The sequence below is a fragment of the Natronococcus sp. CG52 genome, from assembly GCF_023913515.1.
Lineage (GTDB): Archaea > Halobacteriota > Halobacteria > Halobacteriales > Natrialbaceae > Natronococcus > Natronococcus zhouii.
The window spans coordinates 312,184-326,668 of record NZ_CP099391.1 but is presented as its reverse complement, the minus strand read 5'-3'; the positions used below and the strand labels follow the sequence as shown (position 1 = coordinate 326,668).

Sequence of the window (14,485 nt, the reverse complement as noted above, 5' to 3'; positions counted from 1 at the left end):
TGGTCCTCCGGCTCGTGTGAATCGAGAAGTGGTGAACATTGATACGCTGTAGTGAGAACGCTGGCGTATGAAGACAGCGCACAGGCTCGCAATAGCAGGTGGAATTGCAGTACTCGCAGCACTCTTGAGTTATCTCGTCGGGGACTCGGTACCCGAACAACTCGTTACGAACTGGGACGCCGCCGGCGAGCCGAGCGGTACCATGCCGAAAGAACAGGCGCTGTGGCTTCCGCCTGCGCTCATGGCTGTCCTCATCGGACTATTCGCCGTGCTTCCGCGGATCGATCCACTCCAGGAGAACATTGCTGTCTTTCGCCGGTATTACGACTGGTTCGTCGTCGTCCTCACTGCCTTTCTCTTTCTTGTTCACGCCGGAATTCTCGCGTTCAACCTCGGGTACGAGTTTCCCTTCGTGCACCTGCTGCTCGCGGGAGTAGCGCTCCTATTCTACTACATTGGGGTCGTCCTGACGAAAGCCAAACGGAATTGGTTCGTCGGGATTCGAACTCCGTGGACGCTCAGTAGCGACGAGGTGTGGTATCGAACACACGAACTCGGCGGCCGGCTGTTCAAATTTACGGCGATCCTGGCGCTTGTCGGGCTCTTGTTCGGTGAGTGGGCGATCTACTTCTTGCTCGTTCCGGCGTTCCTGACCGCGGTCGTGACAGTTGTGTACTCTTATTACCTCTACGAACGGATCGAACGGGAAGTCGATACCGAAGGTACCTGAATGTCCACGACCCGTCCACGCCTCCGGCTGTGGGGCCCACAACTGCTTGCCGTCGCCGTCATACTTTCCCTCTACTATATCAGCCAGTGGCTCACAGATGTGGTCCGATTCCGGGGGCTCCTGCCGCTCAATAGCGATCTGCGGACGGTCCAGTGGGTCGTCGCAATCGACCACCACTTCGTACAGCTGTGTTTCGCACTCGGCTGTATCTGGTATCTCAGCGGCGGTGACTGGCGTTCGTGGGGCCTGAACACGAAGAATCTGGGCGAGTCGAAGCGGCTGCTCACTCGGGGATTCTTTCCGGTTCTAGTCCTATTCCTGTTTTTCGGTGAGTTGCTCGTCCCTTTGCTGACTGATACACCGCCGGAATTCGGGTACGAAGTCACTGTCGTGAACGTGATCGGGATCCTGGTCTTCATGGGGATCGTTTCGGGCCTCTCCGAGGAAATCCTGTTCCGGGGATTCATTCAAACGTATCTGACCCAGTATTTCGATCGAACGTTCACCGTATTCGGCCACGTGCTCCCACTATCAGGACTCATTGCGGCGGTGATTTTCACCGTCGCCCACGTCGGGTTCACGGTGTTTCCACTGGGAATTTATCACCTTCAGATCCCACAGCTCGCGCTCGCGTTCGTCCTCGGAATCTACTACGCGATCGCATACTACGAGACGGAGAGTCTGGTCGCACCGATCGTCGCCCACAACGTCGTGAACGGTGCCATTATGATTGCCACGTTACTGGCATCGGGGATTCTCACGTAGACATCTTCGAATCTCTGGATCAAGAGTCAACGGTGAGAGATAGTCGGCTGAATAATTGGTGGAAGGAGCGTCTCTCGTATCCGCGTGCTCATACTTCTGCCTTGGTATGCGAATCTCCGCAAGACACACACCGCGTAGTCGGCAGAACCGGAACAGGAGGCTGAACGAGACGCTCTGCTACGGATGGTCTACTTGCGACGTAACGATTCTCTCGGGTAGTGGTTACTCGTCACTTTCTAAGATGCGTTTTAGATTTTCGCCTTCCTCTTTCATATGCTTTCGAACGGCTTCGAACTCCCGTCGATTGATTCGAGCGCCGATCGGCCCTGTTCGTACCTTGATGTGTTGCGTAAGTTCACAGCCGTCAGAGTGAGGCGAGATAGTGAAGCTGATGGTTGGCATGAGAAGCTTGATCACACGTGACGTCGGTTCGAATTCGATGTGTCGATCCGGTTCGATCCGCGTGAATCGAACCGTTTTCTTCTGCATCTTTCCCGCGATCTCTTCCTCAAAATAGGCTTTTCCACCCTCCTCTAAAGCACCTCCATTGACCCATCGGAACGTAATGTGATCGGGATGCCACCGCTCGTAATTCTCCTCCATCTTTTCAAAAAAGTGGTAGACCTCTCTCGGCGACGCCTTCATACCCGTCGTCTCTTCTAACAGCATTCTAGCTCTTCAGTCGCTGCCTCTCCAGATAAACGTACTCTCCGTGTGCCAGTTGTACAATTTTGCACCGTCCGAATCGCTGCGACGCGCACAACCGCTATATTCAGCACCAGTCGAGATGGTGTCCTAGTCCCAAGAAGTAAGCGACAGTGAGCGAGTACGGAGGAGCAGTTTACCTAGAGGAGCTCTATCCCGCGTCCGGTAACGACCCACAGCCCCGAAGTGAACATGTGGTCGTCAATTCTCAACCGTCAGCGCGACCGTCTTCTAGGTGATGACGGAATTATCAGACATGCAGTGGAGACGGATCGTAATCGGCGGCACCGTACCCCACGTTCTCTCACTAGGCCTGTTGATCGTGGCGATCATCGCCTATACGTTCCTCCTCGCGTTCGGGACTGGTGGCGAACCCGACCAGGGATCGTTGGACCAATTCAACGCGGTAGTCGGGACACAGCTATTCCCCCTGGTGACAATTCTGCTCACGATACCGGCTGCGGCGTGGGTCGCCAGCAAAGTTGATTCGAAGGCCGCCACTACGCACGGATTCGCCGTCGGATTCCTCGTCGCCGCAATCGGGCTCGCCTTCGGCGCACTCGATCTGACGATGGGAGTTCGGTTCCTGCTCACTATCATCGCCGGGATTCTCGGTGCGAAACTAGAACCGGTGGTTTTTGACAATTAGAAGCATGCGTAGAGCGGGAGTGTGCTCTTAAATAGGAACTAGCAGCGCCCAGTCACGCGGCGTGTAACGATGCGATTTTCGACCGGTACTGGGTAACTGGTTCATTTCGGATAGCGTTCACGAACGACGGTTAGCAGTGCATAGCTTCCGCCGCCAACTACGCTAAGAACGCCGATTAATCGAACCCCGACTCCGAAGCTAGCACCGCTTCCGTTGGGGTCGCGGTGGTAATCGAGTACGTACCACCACGTCTCGGGGTCACCGACTGTAAGCGACTCAACCCCGAATATGAGCGCACCGAAGACCGCGAAGATACTAGCACCAGCAAGTGTTCCGAACACGACGGCCGAGCCTATAGCCGTATTCCAGATGAGCGACGCGTACGAATACGTCCGCCGATCGGTTTCGGAGCCGTAGATTTCGATTCCGACTCCGTCGGCCGTCTCCTCGATACGAACGTTCGACGAGTAATCAAGTAGCAAGATCGCCATCCAGACGTCACCGACGGAACCAGCCGCGTTTGCAGCGAGCGGGACGAGCAACCAACTCGATGGAACGACCACCATTATCACCAGACCCACAAGTGAGATGAGAACGAGTGGAGCGAGGAGAATAACCAACAGTTGATTGCGTGTGTACGCTTCGTCGCTCGTCGCATACGCGTACGGGAGGACGAAATAGGCGACACCCGCCCCGTATCGAGGTCTGCCACCATACCTGGACATTGCTGCACCGTGAATCAATTCGTGAGGAACGACTGCCGCGAGCAATAATGCAGCGAACGTCCCGAATGTTAGTAGCCCATCTCGCCCACTTTCGATAGAGAAGGTTACGTCCGGAGGATGTCCGGTGAGATAGTGAAAGATCCAACCGAACGCAATCATAACGACGAAGAAACTTCCCGTCGATACCAGTAGCCAGTGACCGGCTACGCGACGAGTCAGATGCCATTCTTTCAGTAATTGTGTCCGATCAGTAGCGGCTATTGCTGTATCCGTAGAGTTGTTCATTTCATCACTTCGGCTAAATCTGGAACGCGGACTACTTCCTGAGAATAACTACCGAAAATCCGAGTTTCATGGTTGGGCTATTGTCTCGGAATCTCGTGGATCTCCGATAGCATCTTTGATGATCTCTCCTTCTGCCCGATGGAGGACACCGCTGATGACCGATTTATTGACGTCGAGTTCGTTGGCAAGATCAGTGAGTGAACATTTGCGCGGGTTATCGTAATACCCTCGTTCGATAGCAACGGTCAATATTTCGCGCTGGCGGGCTGTGAGCGAATCAACAACATCGTATCCTTCTGTGATAGACAATACGTCATAATTGACGTCTCGCTCATCCAGAGACTGCCACAAGTCACCCATCTTCGATTCTGGCATAACGAACTCGATGAACAGGTAGCCGTCACGAGCGACGACGGGAGACGTCGGATGATATCCGATGTCTTCAGAAACGAAATACCCCTCGGGTGGTTCCCCTTCTAGCATGACGACCACCGTCTCGTCGTCACTGTGCAATATCTCTACAGTCTCCGTGTCCCAGTACTCCATCGTTTCTTTGAACCGTTTTGTTTCATCCGTTCGAACTTCCAGTACGCTACAAACGTCCTCATTTTTCGGATAGTTCGCTAAAAATCGGAGAGAAATGTCTGGAAACTCCTCGGCCAATGTCATCATATCCGGCATTGGTCCAACTTTCAGACGGACTCGTGGCATACGCACCTTTGGAGGTGTGACCTATTGGGGGCGCGGGTGAACATGTTGGCGTCCTCGCGGCGGAACGTTTCAACCTTATTCCACTACTTCAATCGGTTCGTCCCACCCAACTCGATATGAGTAGATCTGCTCGAAGCGTTCGACTCCCTGTTTGAGGAAAAACGGAAGGACGAGATCACGAAATTTTCGAGTTATCATGTTCGATGGTGCCTTCTGATTTCTCGTCTCCCGAGACATCTCGACGATCGCTTCCACTCGTTCTCTCCGAAGTTCTTCGAACGCTGTGAAGGCATCAGACACTCCCTCAACGTCTCGGAGACACTTTACCAGTACAATTGCATCTTCCATCGCCAGTGACGCTCCTTGGCCCACGTGTGGAGACGTCGCGTGAGCAGCGTCACCGATCAGACAGACCGTGTCTTGGTGCCACGTCGAAAGCGATGGAAGGTCGTATACTGGCCACTTGCGGATGTCCCCATCAGTCGAACGAATGATCTCGGTAATTGGCTCGTGATCTCGCTCGTGTAGCCCGAGCAGCTTGTCTTTCCACTGGCTCCGAGAGATTTCGTCCAGCTCCCTACGCCTCGGTGCCTGCGACCGTTCGTGATTCTCGAACCAATAGATTTCCCCCGTCGGGACTTTCTGGTAGCCGAAAAACCCGTTCACGCCGAAGGTCATTCGCATGATTCCGTCGGATGGAGGGACCGACTCGTTTCGCGTGAATGCACCGGAATCGATGATACCGGTGTACTCCGGTTCAGGTGCGCCTGGGAAGAGTGACTTCCGGGTCTGGGAGTGGATGCCGTCGCAACCGACGAGGAAATTCCCGTGGGCTTCTGTTCCATCGTCAAAGTATGCGATGGCCATGTCTTCGTGCGGGATCTCGACGTCAGTGAGTCGCTTTCCGAACTCGATGGTGATTCCACGTTCGAGCGCTTCTTCTCGGAGCGCCTTCGTAAGGTGCCCGCGCTTGATGAGTACGGTTTCCTGCTGATTTTCACCAAGTCGTTTGTTTACGTGATTCTGAAAAACCAGTTTCTCCGATCGGTGGCCATGTTCAAGAACCTGCTCTTCGATTCCAAGCGTTTCGAGTACGTCGGTCCCGTTCGCCGCCAGATTGAGGAAGAAACCCGCATCGTCTCGCGGTTCGGGTTTCCCTTCGAAAATAACCGGTTTGACTCCAATCCGTTGGAGAAACATCGCAAGGACTGGTCCTGCGACCCCACACCCGATGAGTAGTGCTTTTTGATCTGAGACCTCTGATTGATTGCTAGCCGTTTGTTTAGCGCTACGGTTATTTTGTCGGTTCATCAATAGGTAATAGCACTTAATCCAGATTCAAGATTCAGATGAACATGTAGACCAAACCTCTGGACGCGTCATTCCTTCGAATATTGATGGCTCAGAACCCCGCAAATTTTGGATGATCCCCTCGCCCGAAAATGAGTGAAATGCCAAATTTAGCCGCTTCAGTGCCTCAAAGCCGATTTTACGGGTGCCATGGGCCCTGACGGGGAACGTCCAGAATGTTCTGGGGTCTCAGCCAGCTGTTAGTAGACGCGAGAAGCGCCTAGAATGGCGTTTAGAACTCGCTTGTCATCGGCCTTCAGTGAGAGAACCATGACAGACAACCTCGAACCACTCGCACCAGCTGAGGCAATGCAGATGTACCTCGACGAACGGAGTCACGAACTCGCGGACGCGACGATCCAGTCTCATAGGTACCGTCTCAAGCAGTTTGTGCAGTGGTGTGAACAAGACGGTATCGACAATCTCAATGAGTTCGGCGGGCGAGACATTCACCGCTTTCGCGTCAAACGACGAAACGAGGATGGGCTGGCAACCGCCAGTATGAAGGGACAGTTGGCAACCCTGAGAATGTTCCTCCGCTTTTGTTCTACGATCGATGCAGTAGAGCCAGGGACCGATGAGAAGATTATCCTCTCGACGACAACCGAGGATGATGCTCGCTCCGAATTGTTGAATCCGGACCGTGCCCAGCAGGTATTGGAATTCCTCGACCAATATCACTACGCACGCTTAGAACACGCTCTACTAGAAATCCTATGGCACACGGGACTTCGTATTGGAGCTGTGATCGGGCTCGACAGGGAGGATTACAACAGCGACGAACAATTCCTCACGCTTGTTCACCGACCCGAAGACGGAACTTCCCTCAAGAACGGACGAAAGAGCGAACGATTCGTTGCATTGAGTGACCGAGTCTGCGAGGTTTTGGATGACTGGCTATCGGTCAATCATCCAGGAATCGTTGATCAGTATGACCGTGAGCCGCTGTTTGCAACAAAACGCGATCGGCTAAGCCGAACCCGTGGTCGGACGATCGTCTACCAGTATACGCGCCCGTGCGTTTACACCGATAATTGTCCTCACGAACGGGATTTGGATGATTGTGACGCGTTACCGACCGAGCACTCGCATGCCTGCCCTTCCTCATTGAGCCCTCACCCAGTCCGGCGTGGTGCGATCACCCATCTTCTCAAATCTGACGTTCCCGAGAATGTCGTGAGTGATCGAATGGATTGTAGCGAGGCAGTTCTGGATCGCCATTATGACCAACGATCAGAACGCGAAAAACTCCGGCAGAGACGACGCTACCTTCCCGGAAATTAAGTCCATGAGCTGATTCGATTAATGGCTAACCTACGACTTTCCCAATTTGTGATCCTGCTAACTGGTATGGCGCTATTTGCAGTCGGCGTGCTTGGCATTACTAACAGCCTCTCGGTACAAACGGTGCTGATGCTGCTAATCCTCACTGCTGTATCACTGGTATCGTTTTATTTAGGGCAGATATCTGCTCCGAGTTAGCACAATAATAAAATGACACAGGGCTAGAATGCAAAACTGAGGAAGGATCTGCGAGCGTTAGTGGTCGGTCAGTACAGAGGAACTACCTAACGGCTGGTTCACCGAGGATAGTATTGACTAATAGGGCTTCAACAGAATCAATGCTCCCGAAGATGATGGTAGAGTATGCGCATTGGAACTGGATTGTTTAGCGGTCAACGACGACCGGACGATGATCGTTCGATGACCGAAATCTACGATGAGATGATTGAGCTCGGTAAACACGCTGAGGAAGTCGGCCTGGACAGTCTTTGGGCTTCTGAGCACCACTTCGCAGAAGACGCCTATCTACCAGGGGTGTCCACGACGCTTGGTGGCCTCGCAACGGCCACTGATGATATCCAAATCGGTACATCGATGATCCTCGCCCCACTACACAATCCGGTCCGATTGGCAGAGAATGCAGCGACCCTTAGCCTGCTGTCTAACGGACGCTTCACGCTCGGTGTCGCAAACGGCTATCGGGACGTTGAGTTCAAAAACTTCGGCATCCCAAAACGGGAACGTGCGAACCGGACAGAGGAAGCTATCAAGATTGCGCGCCGCGCGTGGAGCGATGGTCCGCTTGACTACCAGCCGCTGTTTGCAGATGTCTCCGAGGATGCAATGATTACACCGAAGCCCGATATCGCCCCCGAGATCACGATAGGAGGTCTATCGAAAAATGCGGTTCGCCGTTCCGCGCAGATGGCCGACGGTTGGACGGCCCCCGAGATGACTTCGCTTGACGATATCGCAAAACGGAAGCGATACATCGAGCGGCTCCGCGACGTGGAGAAGAAGTCTGGCGACTTCACTGTATACATCCAACGGTACTGCTACGTTGACGAGTCCGAGGAAGCGGCGTGGGAAACGATTCAGGACAGTCTATTCTACGTACAGCGCAAATACGACGAGTGGTTCGGTCTCGGTAACGATGGTCTCTCACAGGAGCGGAAACAAGAAATCCGCGACTATACGATGGTCGGCTCCCCCGAGGAAATCGCTGAAGAACTTGATGAGTACGAGGACGTCTTGGGTGATGATATTCACATGATTCTCCGCACGTATCATCCCGGCATCGGGACTGAGAATCTGCGTCGCACGAACGAGATGATCGGGGACGAGATCGCCCCGCAGTTCCAGTAGCACTCCAATTCAGCAGCGGTCCAATCTCTCGCCTCGTTTATCCGCATCCCGCGGTCGTCTGTAGAGTCGGCGATGTCGTTTTGTTGTGCGGCGCTCCGACTCGTCTACTGTTCGATACTCGGGTCAAGATATCGTGAGGATTGTCGATTAGCTATCGAGTCGCCGTATGGCCCAGAATGCACACACCACCATGAGAACTGCAGCACCAGCCGCAAGTGCAAATCCGATTCTGTATCCAGTCTCCGTGTAGACACGCGCTCCGTTGATCGTTTCCCCTGTCCAGAATGTATCGAGCATGGTCCCAAACAGTACCGGAAAGACTGCCGCACCGAACCAGCCCATCGAGTTTATCGCTCCAATGGCGGTCCCAGCGGCGGCCGGATCGAACCGCTCTTTGATAACGGTGAATGTAAGCGCCCCACTACCGCCCATAAACCGCACGGTCAAAAACAGCGCCCCGACTATGAGGAGGTTTGCTGTCCCGAAAACAGCAAACGTCACCCAAATGAGAGTGACGACTAGGACTGAACCGAGAACCAACGGCATACGCGTTTCCAACCGATCCGAGACAACTCCAAAGACTATCGGTCCGAACACCCAGCCGATCCCAGCAACGAGAACATATGATGATGCAGAGGTAACAGTCAGACCATACGACTGCACGAGGTACGGGATTCCCCAGAGGCCGAAGATCGTGAAATCCACGCCGATTCCACAGAATAGAAACAGTCCGAGGAGCCAGGTCACGGGCGTCTGGAGGACGTGAAAGAGATTCGATTTGATGTCGGCAATACTCTGGGTGGGGGCAGGCGGGACGCCATCGATTTGGGAAAGTCCGGCATCCATCGGGGTATTACGAACCGCGGTATACACAAGTATCGCAGTGAGAATCCCAGTAACTCCGATTCCAAATATTGATTCGCGCCATCCGATTTGACTCACGGCGACCGCCAACGGAGTCGTTGCGAGTATTCCACCCAGAGCACCGACGGTGAGCGTCAGCCCGGACAACGTCGCAAATTCGTTCGCTCGAAACCAGTTCGCACAGAATCGGAGTACTGCCAGATACAGCACGCTCGCACCAAGTCCGATGAGCGCCCTCGCAGCGAGTGCAACGGCATAAGTGGGACTGACAGCGAACACCATTGCCCCGACACTCATAACAAGTGTGCCATACACTGCCGTCTTTCGTGACCCGGCGTAATCAGTGATAATTCCCGCAGGAAGTTGGAGCGCAGCATAGAGATAGAAGAACGACGAGTGCAGGAGCCCCAACTCAGTACCGGTCGTCTTGAACGTCCTTACGAGGACTTCCGCGAGCACGCCCATCGAGGTACGGTGGAGCCCAACGGAGAGAAACGCGAGAGACAGGGCGGCCCACCCCAACCACCGACGGTAGGATGGATCTGTCCACATCGCAGAGAGGGTCGCTTGTATCTCCGAATGGACAGAATCTGAATCCTCGCTCATCGGCCCCCAGCGGCTTCGCCTCGTAACGTCAGACAGACACTCTGGAGATGAGCGACAAGTTCCCCGTCCGGTCCGGTGACATCACACGTGACCAGCCCTACGGTTCGTCCTGCATCCATGACTTGCCCCGTCGCAGTGAGCGGCTTCTCCCAGACGGGCCGCCGGAACTTGACGTCCAATTCGAGCGTCGTGAACGACTCATCGTCGTCGAGCCGACTCGCGTAGGCGGCCCCCATCGCCAAGTCACCGATGTCACAGAGAACGCCACCGTGAAGTGTTCCCATCGGATTGGCGTGTTCCGGTCCAGGTTCGAGAGTAACGACTGCTTCGCCGTCTCCAGCCGCCTCTAACTGAAATCCGAGTAACTCTGCGATCGGTGGATTGGTCTCCAGCGGGTCCGAATCGGGTCCTGCCCCCTCATCGTTTCGGTCCGTATAGGCTTTGATGGATTCTTGCATCTGTACATGATCCCTAGCGAGAGCCGCGAGCGTTTCCGCGACTGTTTCGTCGTTATCTTCCAACTGCTCGGCCACGTCAATGGGTAGTTCTACTTCCAGGTTTCGGGTCGCCGGATCGTTCATGCTACGCTGTCGGGCGGAGAAACACGTAATTCTATGTTCGCGCATACGTAACTATCGGGCCAAACCCTCCACAAAGGCCCCGAAGAGATTTGTAAAGCCGAGGCAGATACTGTATATGCGCGAATTTGTTTTCACAGCCAGATACGAACGAGGCGCTGATTCGCTCATGGACGTGTTCATCTCGTATCCAGAGCTCGTCGGCCGTGCGCTCCGGATTGCCGGATCGAGTGCGGGACTCTGGCGCGTTGACCGGTTCGTCGGGCCGGAGGACGCGCTCAACGAAGTAGAGCGGGTGATGACGGATCACTCGGTATGCAACGAGTGCCTCGGTGAGCACCCCGGTTGCACTATCGAGGGAGAGTACGAAGTGGTCGCAGAGGAAAATGGAAGTCGGCTCATCTACGCGTATACGTCCGGCGGGAGATACTGCCACTCGATACCCTTCTTCACAACCCAAACCGTCGGGAACGGGGCGCTGTTCGATGCACGACGGCGCGAGAACGTGTACGAATGGCGAGTCCTACTCCCGGGTGAAACGAAGGGCGGTGAGATTTTCGACCAGCTACAGGACGGGCTCCCGAAGGGCGTTAATATCTCGCTGAGCCAGGTCGGGTCTCCGTCGGCCTGGCCGAGGCAAGATCTCTCACAGATGAACCTCCCGTACGACCAGCGCCAGGCCATCGAGGTAGCTGTTGAGTGCGGGTACTACGGAACGCCGCGAGAGGCATCGCTGGGTGACGTGGCTGCTGCACTAGATCTTCCGAAATCGACACTTCGGTACCGGCTCCGCAGAGCGGAAGAGTGGCTGACGAACACGGTATTTAGTGGAGCCACGCACGATACGGACGAGGTATAATCCTGGGGGTCAGAGTCGATCTGTGTTGTAATTGTACGAATCGGTAGATGAAATCTTCATACCGATCGATTCCTCTATCTCCTGTATTGACCACAACGTCTCACTCTATTACATTGAGTTCCGAACAGGCTTCAGCTAACGGCTTTATGAACTACTGATTCTCAGGAACACTCAAGTTGATCTGATCCGTGCCGTTCCATCCATATCTCTAGTCCTCGAAAAACTGGCGTGAGATCGTTTACCATTTCTGTTTCTACGTATTCTACTCGTGGAGGAATTTCGTCGTACTGTGTACGTTCAAGAAATCCAACTTCGACAAGTTCATCGAGTCGTCGAGAGAGTGTATTCGGCGAAAGTTCGAGCGAATCTTGGAGTTCGCCGAAACGGATCGACTGCTTGTCTGTAGTGACAATTTCATTGAGGATTGCTAAGGTATGTGCCTTCCCAAGAAGTGAGAAGAGCGTACTCTCATCAACCCCTTCACCCCGTTTTGACCCTTGACTTCCTTTGCCCTCGCTCATAGCACCACTACGAAATTCGTAGTAATAGATGTTCCGAAGAGGAGTATCCTCAGTTGAGGATACTACAGGAGGAGCGAGCCACGTACTTCAGGTTTCAATTGAGACGGGTATGGATTGATAAGTTGATCCCCTCACTTCCACTCTCGGTAGTAGCAACCAGACTCCTAACTTGGTAGCTTTTCACGTCCCCCACTCATAGGCTGGAACGGGAGACCATTGATGAAAATCGGAATGATTGGCGCAGGGAATGTCGGGAGTACAGCCGCTCAGAACTTCGTTGAAGCAGGCCACGAGGTTATGATCAGCAATTCTCGGGGGCCAGAAACACTCACCGATCTCGTTGACGATCTGGGAAGCAACGCTCATGCGGGGACCGTCTCTGAAGCAGCCGATTTCGGCGAAGTCGTCGTGGAGGCGATTCCGTTCAATGCATACAAATCCCTCCCTGCGGACACTCTCAGTGATAAGATCGTTATCAGTGCCTCAAATTATTATCCGGGGCGTGATGGACTAGTCGACGAAGGGAAGACACATACGGACCTCATTGCGGATCATCTCGAAGACTCAAGAGTGGTCAAGGCATTCAATTCTATTTATTGGGAAAATCTCCGAGACGGACAACGGCTTGAGGCCGATCCGGATGATCGTTTTGCGATATTTATCGCTGGGGATGATGATGAGGCGAAAAGGGTAGTTTCGAGTCTTATCGAAGATATTGGATTCACTCCTGTGGATACAGGTCTACTTACTGAGGGGGGCCGTCACATAGAACCGGGTTCGCCGATCTATACTGGCTCACTGACCGCGAGTGAGGCACGGACACGGTTAGCGGCACTCAAAGCGACTGTGGCTGCATATGAAAACGGCTATTACAGCCCCTCGCAGGAAGTCACAATCCAAGAACTTGCTAATGAATTAGACATGAGTGAAGAGTCTCTCTCAGAATATCTTCATCTGGGAACCGAACAACTCATCAGTCAATATCTTAAGTCATTCCCCTTTAGTTAAGACTCACAAGCTCTACGGTTGAAGTCTATGCCGTCATGGGACTCACCAGAGCCGAACTGGCCAATGAACTGAATATGAGTGGATAGTCAATACCATAATATCTTTGGCAAGGATCGGAGCAACTCATCAATCAATAATATCATCAATTTTTAACAACTATCGGACAGGTGGATGGCTACTCCGGTAACGCGTTCACCTGTACTGACCGATTTGGTGCGCTGTATAGTGGCGATCAGCGATGAGTCATTTCTGCGAGTGCGTGCGTGGAACTGTGAGTCTGATCCGCCGAGCTAAAGCGTATCAAACGAGTTGATCACGTCACTCGTCGAGTACGTATTGACTAGGTCCTGTTTGTCAAAGTCAGAATCGTCGCTCCAGATGGCCCCATTGCTGGCGATTGCACACGCGAGGTACAGCACATCGTCGGGGTCGGTGTCTCCGATAGCTGCGTCTGCCTTCTCGATAGCCGGATAGAAGTCGTCGGCAGGAACGACCTCAATGTACTGAAACAGGAGGTCAATGAACTGTGCCACTCGGTCCGGCTCCATTCCGGACTTCTCCACGATCAGGTCTTCGTAGTTCTCGACTTCGTCGTGGACAAACGCGGGCGTTAAAAGATCCGGTTCGAGCGTGACGATGAGTTCCCGCGTCTTCGAATCAGCGATGAGTGCAGAGATGACGACGTTGGCGTCGATGACCAGCTTCATTCGTCGAGTCTACGCCGATTCTTCTTCGACGCGCTTGCGTCCACGTTCGTTGATTCTATCGGCGATTTCCTGAACGTCGCGCTCGGAGAGTTCGCTCTCGCTGGTGAGTTCGTCCATCATTTCGAGCGCCTCGATCTTCTCCTGGATGGCCTGTCGCGTGACCTCGCTCCAGTTGATCTCCGGGTGCTTTTCCATTCGCGCTTTGAGGTCGTCGTCCACGTTGACCGTGATACTGGGCATACAGGAATCTATGGGTACACAGAATACTGTGTCTTTCGGTGCATCCCATGTTGAACGCATCGAGTTCACCGCGCTAGATAGGGGCAGAGTTCGAGTCGAGAGGCTACAAAGTGCCAAATTCCACTGGCTCAGAACCCTTCACATTCTGGATGAGCCCTTCAACCGAAAACGAGTGAAATGCCAAATTTAGCCGATTCAACGCCCCAGAGCCAGTTTTACGGGCGTCATGGGCCCTGACGGATTCGAACCATCGACCACTCGGTTATGAGCCGAGCGCTCTAACCAGACTGAGCTAAGGGCCCTCGAGTTTGACGAACCCGTCCACAATAGTTAACGCTTGCTGTCTGTTTTGCCCGAAGAAAATAGCCGGTGAGCCTACGCGACGAGTGCCTCGAGTTCGTCTTCGCTCAGTTCCTCCTCGAGTTCCTCCCGGGAGTGAGACTCGAGCACGTCAGTCCGCTCTTCCTCGCTGAGCTCGGTGATGGGTTCGAAGTGGTGACACATAGCATTTAGAACCAGGTCAGCTAGGTCGA

At 53.8% G+C, this 14,485-nt stretch carries 17 protein-coding genes and 1 tRNA gene; 7 read left to right on the top strand and 11 right to left on the bottom strand.

The window, feature by feature from the left end; genetic code table 11:
- The first annotated feature begins 67 nt into the window (after positions 1-67).
- A complete protein-coding gene (locus NED97_RS01655) occupies positions 68-730 on the top strand; it encodes an SdpI family protein (protein ID WP_252489000.1) in 663 nt (220 codons plus the stop codon).
- A complete protein-coding gene (locus tag NED97_RS01650) occupies positions 731-1,495 on the top strand; it encodes a CPBP family intramembrane glutamic endopeptidase (RefSeq protein ID WP_252488999.1) in 765 nt (254 codons plus the stop codon).
- Between the two features lie 222 nt (positions 1,496-1,717).
- On the opposite strand, the gene NED97_RS01645 is transcribed toward NED97_RS01650, so the two are convergent.
- Positions 1,718-2,164, bottom strand: a complete 447-nt coding sequence (locus tag NED97_RS01645) for an SRPBCC family protein (protein ID WP_252488998.1) — start codon at positions 2,162-2,164, stop codon at positions 1,718-1,720.
- A gap of 292 nt (positions 2,165-2,456) precedes the next feature.
- On the opposite strand from NED97_RS01645, the gene NED97_RS01640 reads away from it, so the two are divergent.
- Entirely contained in the window at positions 2,457-2,849 is a 393-nt protein-coding gene (locus tag NED97_RS01640) for a hypothetical protein (RefSeq protein ID WP_252488997.1), read from the top strand.
- 101 nt (positions 2,850-2,950) lie between these two features.
- Here NED97_RS01640 and NED97_RS01635 read toward each other — a convergent pair whose 3' ends face one another.
- From NED97_RS01635 to NED97_RS01625, 3 genes are all read right to left on the bottom strand, one after another.
- Positions 2,951-3,733, bottom strand: coding sequence for a DUF3267 domain-containing protein (locus NED97_RS01635; RefSeq protein ID WP_252488996.1), 783 nt, complete (start codon positions 3,731-3,733; stop codon positions 2,951-2,953).
- A gap of 192 nt (positions 3,734-3,925) precedes the next feature.
- Positions 3,926-4,528 carry a helix-turn-helix domain-containing protein gene (locus tag NED97_RS01630; RefSeq protein WP_252488995.1) on the bottom strand — a complete coding sequence of 201 codons (603 nt, stop codon included), beginning with the start codon at positions 4,526-4,528 and terminating at the stop codon, positions 3,926-3,928.
- A gap of 117 nt (positions 4,529-4,645) precedes the next feature.
- Positions 4,646-5,770, bottom strand: a complete 1,125-nt coding sequence (locus NED97_RS01625) for an FAD-dependent oxidoreductase (protein ID WP_252490559.1) — start codon at positions 5,768-5,770, stop codon at positions 4,646-4,648.
- Between the two features lie 420 nt (positions 5,771-6,190).
- Between NED97_RS01625 and NED97_RS01620 the strand changes: the two genes are divergently transcribed.
- Together NED97_RS01620 and NED97_RS01615 are read left to right on the top strand one after the other, a co-directional pair.
- Positions 6,191-7,204: a tyrosine-type recombinase/integrase gene (locus NED97_RS01620; protein ID WP_252488994.1), complete on the top strand. Its 1,014-nt coding sequence runs from the start codon at positions 6,191-6,193 to the stop codon at positions 7,202-7,204.
- 420 nt (positions 7,205-7,624) lie between these two features.
- A complete protein-coding gene (locus NED97_RS01615; RefSeq protein WP_252488993.1) occupies positions 7,625-8,569 on the top strand; it encodes an LLM class flavin-dependent oxidoreductase in 945 nt (314 codons plus the stop codon).
- Between the two features lie 147 nt (positions 8,570-8,716).
- Here NED97_RS01615 and NED97_RS01610 read toward each other — a convergent pair whose 3' ends face one another.
- Positions 8,717-10,039, bottom strand: coding sequence for an MFS transporter (locus NED97_RS01610; protein ID WP_252488992.1), 1,323 nt, complete (start codon positions 10,037-10,039; stop codon positions 8,717-8,719).
- Positions 10,036-10,620 (bottom strand): PaaI family thioesterase, encoded by a 585-nt coding sequence (locus NED97_RS01605; protein WP_252488991.1) that lies wholly within the window; start codon positions 10,618-10,620, stop codon positions 10,036-10,038. Before NED97_RS01605 ends, NED97_RS01610 begins: the two co-directional genes overlap by 4 nt.
- A gap of 166 nt (positions 10,621-10,786) precedes the next feature.
- On the opposite strand from NED97_RS01605, the gene NED97_RS01600 reads away from it, so the two are divergent.
- The gene (locus NED97_RS01600) at positions 10,787-11,476 is read left to right on the top strand and encodes a helix-turn-helix domain-containing protein (protein ID WP_252488990.1); all 690 of its coding nucleotides are present in this window, start codon (positions 10,787-10,789) and stop codon (positions 11,474-11,476) included.
- A 161-nt stretch (positions 11,477-11,637) separates the two neighbouring features.
- Here the strand turns inward: NED97_RS01600 and NED97_RS01595 are convergent, their stop codons facing one another.
- Positions 11,638-11,997 (bottom strand): winged helix-turn-helix transcriptional regulator, encoded by a 360-nt coding sequence (locus tag NED97_RS01595; RefSeq protein WP_252488989.1) that lies wholly within the window; start codon positions 11,995-11,997, stop codon positions 11,638-11,640.
- A gap of 219 nt (positions 11,998-12,216) precedes the next feature.
- Between NED97_RS01595 and NED97_RS01590 the strand changes: the two genes are divergently transcribed.
- The gene (locus NED97_RS01590; RefSeq protein ID WP_252488988.1) at positions 12,217-13,005 is read left to right on the top strand and encodes an NAD(P)-binding domain-containing protein; all 789 of its coding nucleotides are present in this window, start codon (positions 12,217-12,219) and stop codon (positions 13,003-13,005) included.
- A 290-nt stretch (positions 13,006-13,295) separates the two neighbouring features.
- Here NED97_RS01590 and NED97_RS01585 read toward each other — a convergent pair whose 3' ends face one another.
- The 4 genes from NED97_RS01585 to NED97_RS23060 form a co-directional block, all read right to left on the bottom strand.
- The gene (locus NED97_RS01585) at positions 13,296-13,712 is read right to left on the bottom strand and encodes a PIN domain-containing protein (protein ID WP_252488987.1); all 417 of its coding nucleotides are present in this window, start codon (positions 13,710-13,712) and stop codon (positions 13,296-13,298) included.
- A 9-nt stretch (positions 13,713-13,721) separates the two neighbouring features.
- Positions 13,722-13,952 carry a hypothetical protein gene (locus NED97_RS01580; RefSeq protein ID WP_252488986.1) on the bottom strand — a complete coding sequence of 77 codons (231 nt, stop codon included), beginning with the start codon at positions 13,950-13,952 and terminating at the stop codon, positions 13,722-13,724.
- 227 nt (positions 13,953-14,179) lie between these two features.
- A tRNA-Ile gene (locus NED97_RS01575) sits at positions 14,180-14,254 on the bottom strand.
- A 73-nt stretch (positions 14,255-14,327) separates the two neighbouring features.
- Complete coding sequence (locus tag NED97_RS23060) at positions 14,328-14,456, bottom strand: hypothetical protein (protein WP_256493405.1); 129 nt, start codon at positions 14,454-14,456, stop codon at positions 14,328-14,330.
- Positions 14,457-14,485: the final 29 nt, after the last annotated feature.

Excerpts from the sequence above, each read along its gene's own strand:
- NED97_RS01655 (WP_252489000.1), top strand. The coding sequence starts at position 68 with ATGAAGACAGCGCACAGGCTCGCAATAGCAGGTGGAATTGCAGTACTC.
- NED97_RS01650 (WP_252488999.1), top strand. The coding sequence starts at position 731 with ATGTCCACGACCCGTCCACGCCTCCGGCTGTGGGGCCCACAACTGCTT.
- NED97_RS01645 (WP_252488998.1), bottom strand. The coding sequence starts at position 2,164 with ATGCTGTTAGAAGAGACGACGGGTATGAAGGCGTCGCCGAGAGAGGTC.
- NED97_RS01640 (WP_252488997.1), top strand. The coding sequence starts at position 2,457 with ATGCAGTGGAGACGGATCGTAATCGGCGGCACCGTACCCCACGTTCTC.
- NED97_RS01635 (WP_252488996.1), bottom strand. The coding sequence starts at position 3,733 with ATGATTGCGTTCGGTTGGATCTTTCACTATCTCACCGGACATCCTCCG.
- NED97_RS01630 (WP_252488995.1), bottom strand. The coding sequence starts at position 4,528 with ATGACATTGGCCGAGGAGTTTCCAGACATTTCTCTCCGATTTTTAGCG.
- NED97_RS01625 (WP_252490559.1), bottom strand. The coding sequence starts at position 5,770 with ATGTTTCTCCAACGGATTGGAGTCAAACCGGTTATTTTCGAAGGGAAA.
- NED97_RS01620 (WP_252488994.1), top strand. The coding sequence starts at position 6,191 with ATGACAGACAACCTCGAACCACTCGCACCAGCTGAGGCAATGCAGATG.
- NED97_RS01615 (WP_252488993.1), top strand. The coding sequence starts at position 7,625 with ATGACCGAAATCTACGATGAGATGATTGAGCTCGGTAAACACGCTGAG.
- NED97_RS01610 (WP_252488992.1), bottom strand. The coding sequence starts at position 10,039 with ATGAGCGAGGATTCAGATTCTGTCCATTCGGAGATACAAGCGACCCTC.
- NED97_RS01605 (WP_252488991.1), bottom strand. The coding sequence starts at position 10,620 with ATGAACGATCCGGCGACCCGAAACCTGGAAGTAGAACTACCCATTGAC.
- NED97_RS01600 (WP_252488990.1), top strand. The coding sequence starts at position 10,787 with ATGGACGTGTTCATCTCGTATCCAGAGCTCGTCGGCCGTGCGCTCCGG.
- NED97_RS01595 (WP_252488989.1), bottom strand. The coding sequence starts at position 11,997 with ATGAGCGAGGGCAAAGGAAGTCAAGGGTCAAAACGGGGTGAAGGGGTT.
- NED97_RS01590 (WP_252488988.1), top strand. The coding sequence starts at position 12,217 with ATGAAAATCGGAATGATTGGCGCAGGGAATGTCGGGAGTACAGCCGCT.
- NED97_RS01585 (WP_252488987.1), bottom strand. The coding sequence starts at position 13,712 with ATGAAGCTGGTCATCGACGCCAACGTCGTCATCTCTGCACTCATCGCT.
- NED97_RS01580 (WP_252488986.1), bottom strand. The coding sequence starts at position 13,952 with ATGCCCAGTATCACGGTCAACGTGGACGACGACCTCAAAGCGCGAATG.
- NED97_RS23060 (WP_256493405.1), bottom strand. The coding sequence starts at position 14,456 with ATGTGTCACCACTTCGAACCCATCACCGAGCTCAGCGAGGAAGAGCGG.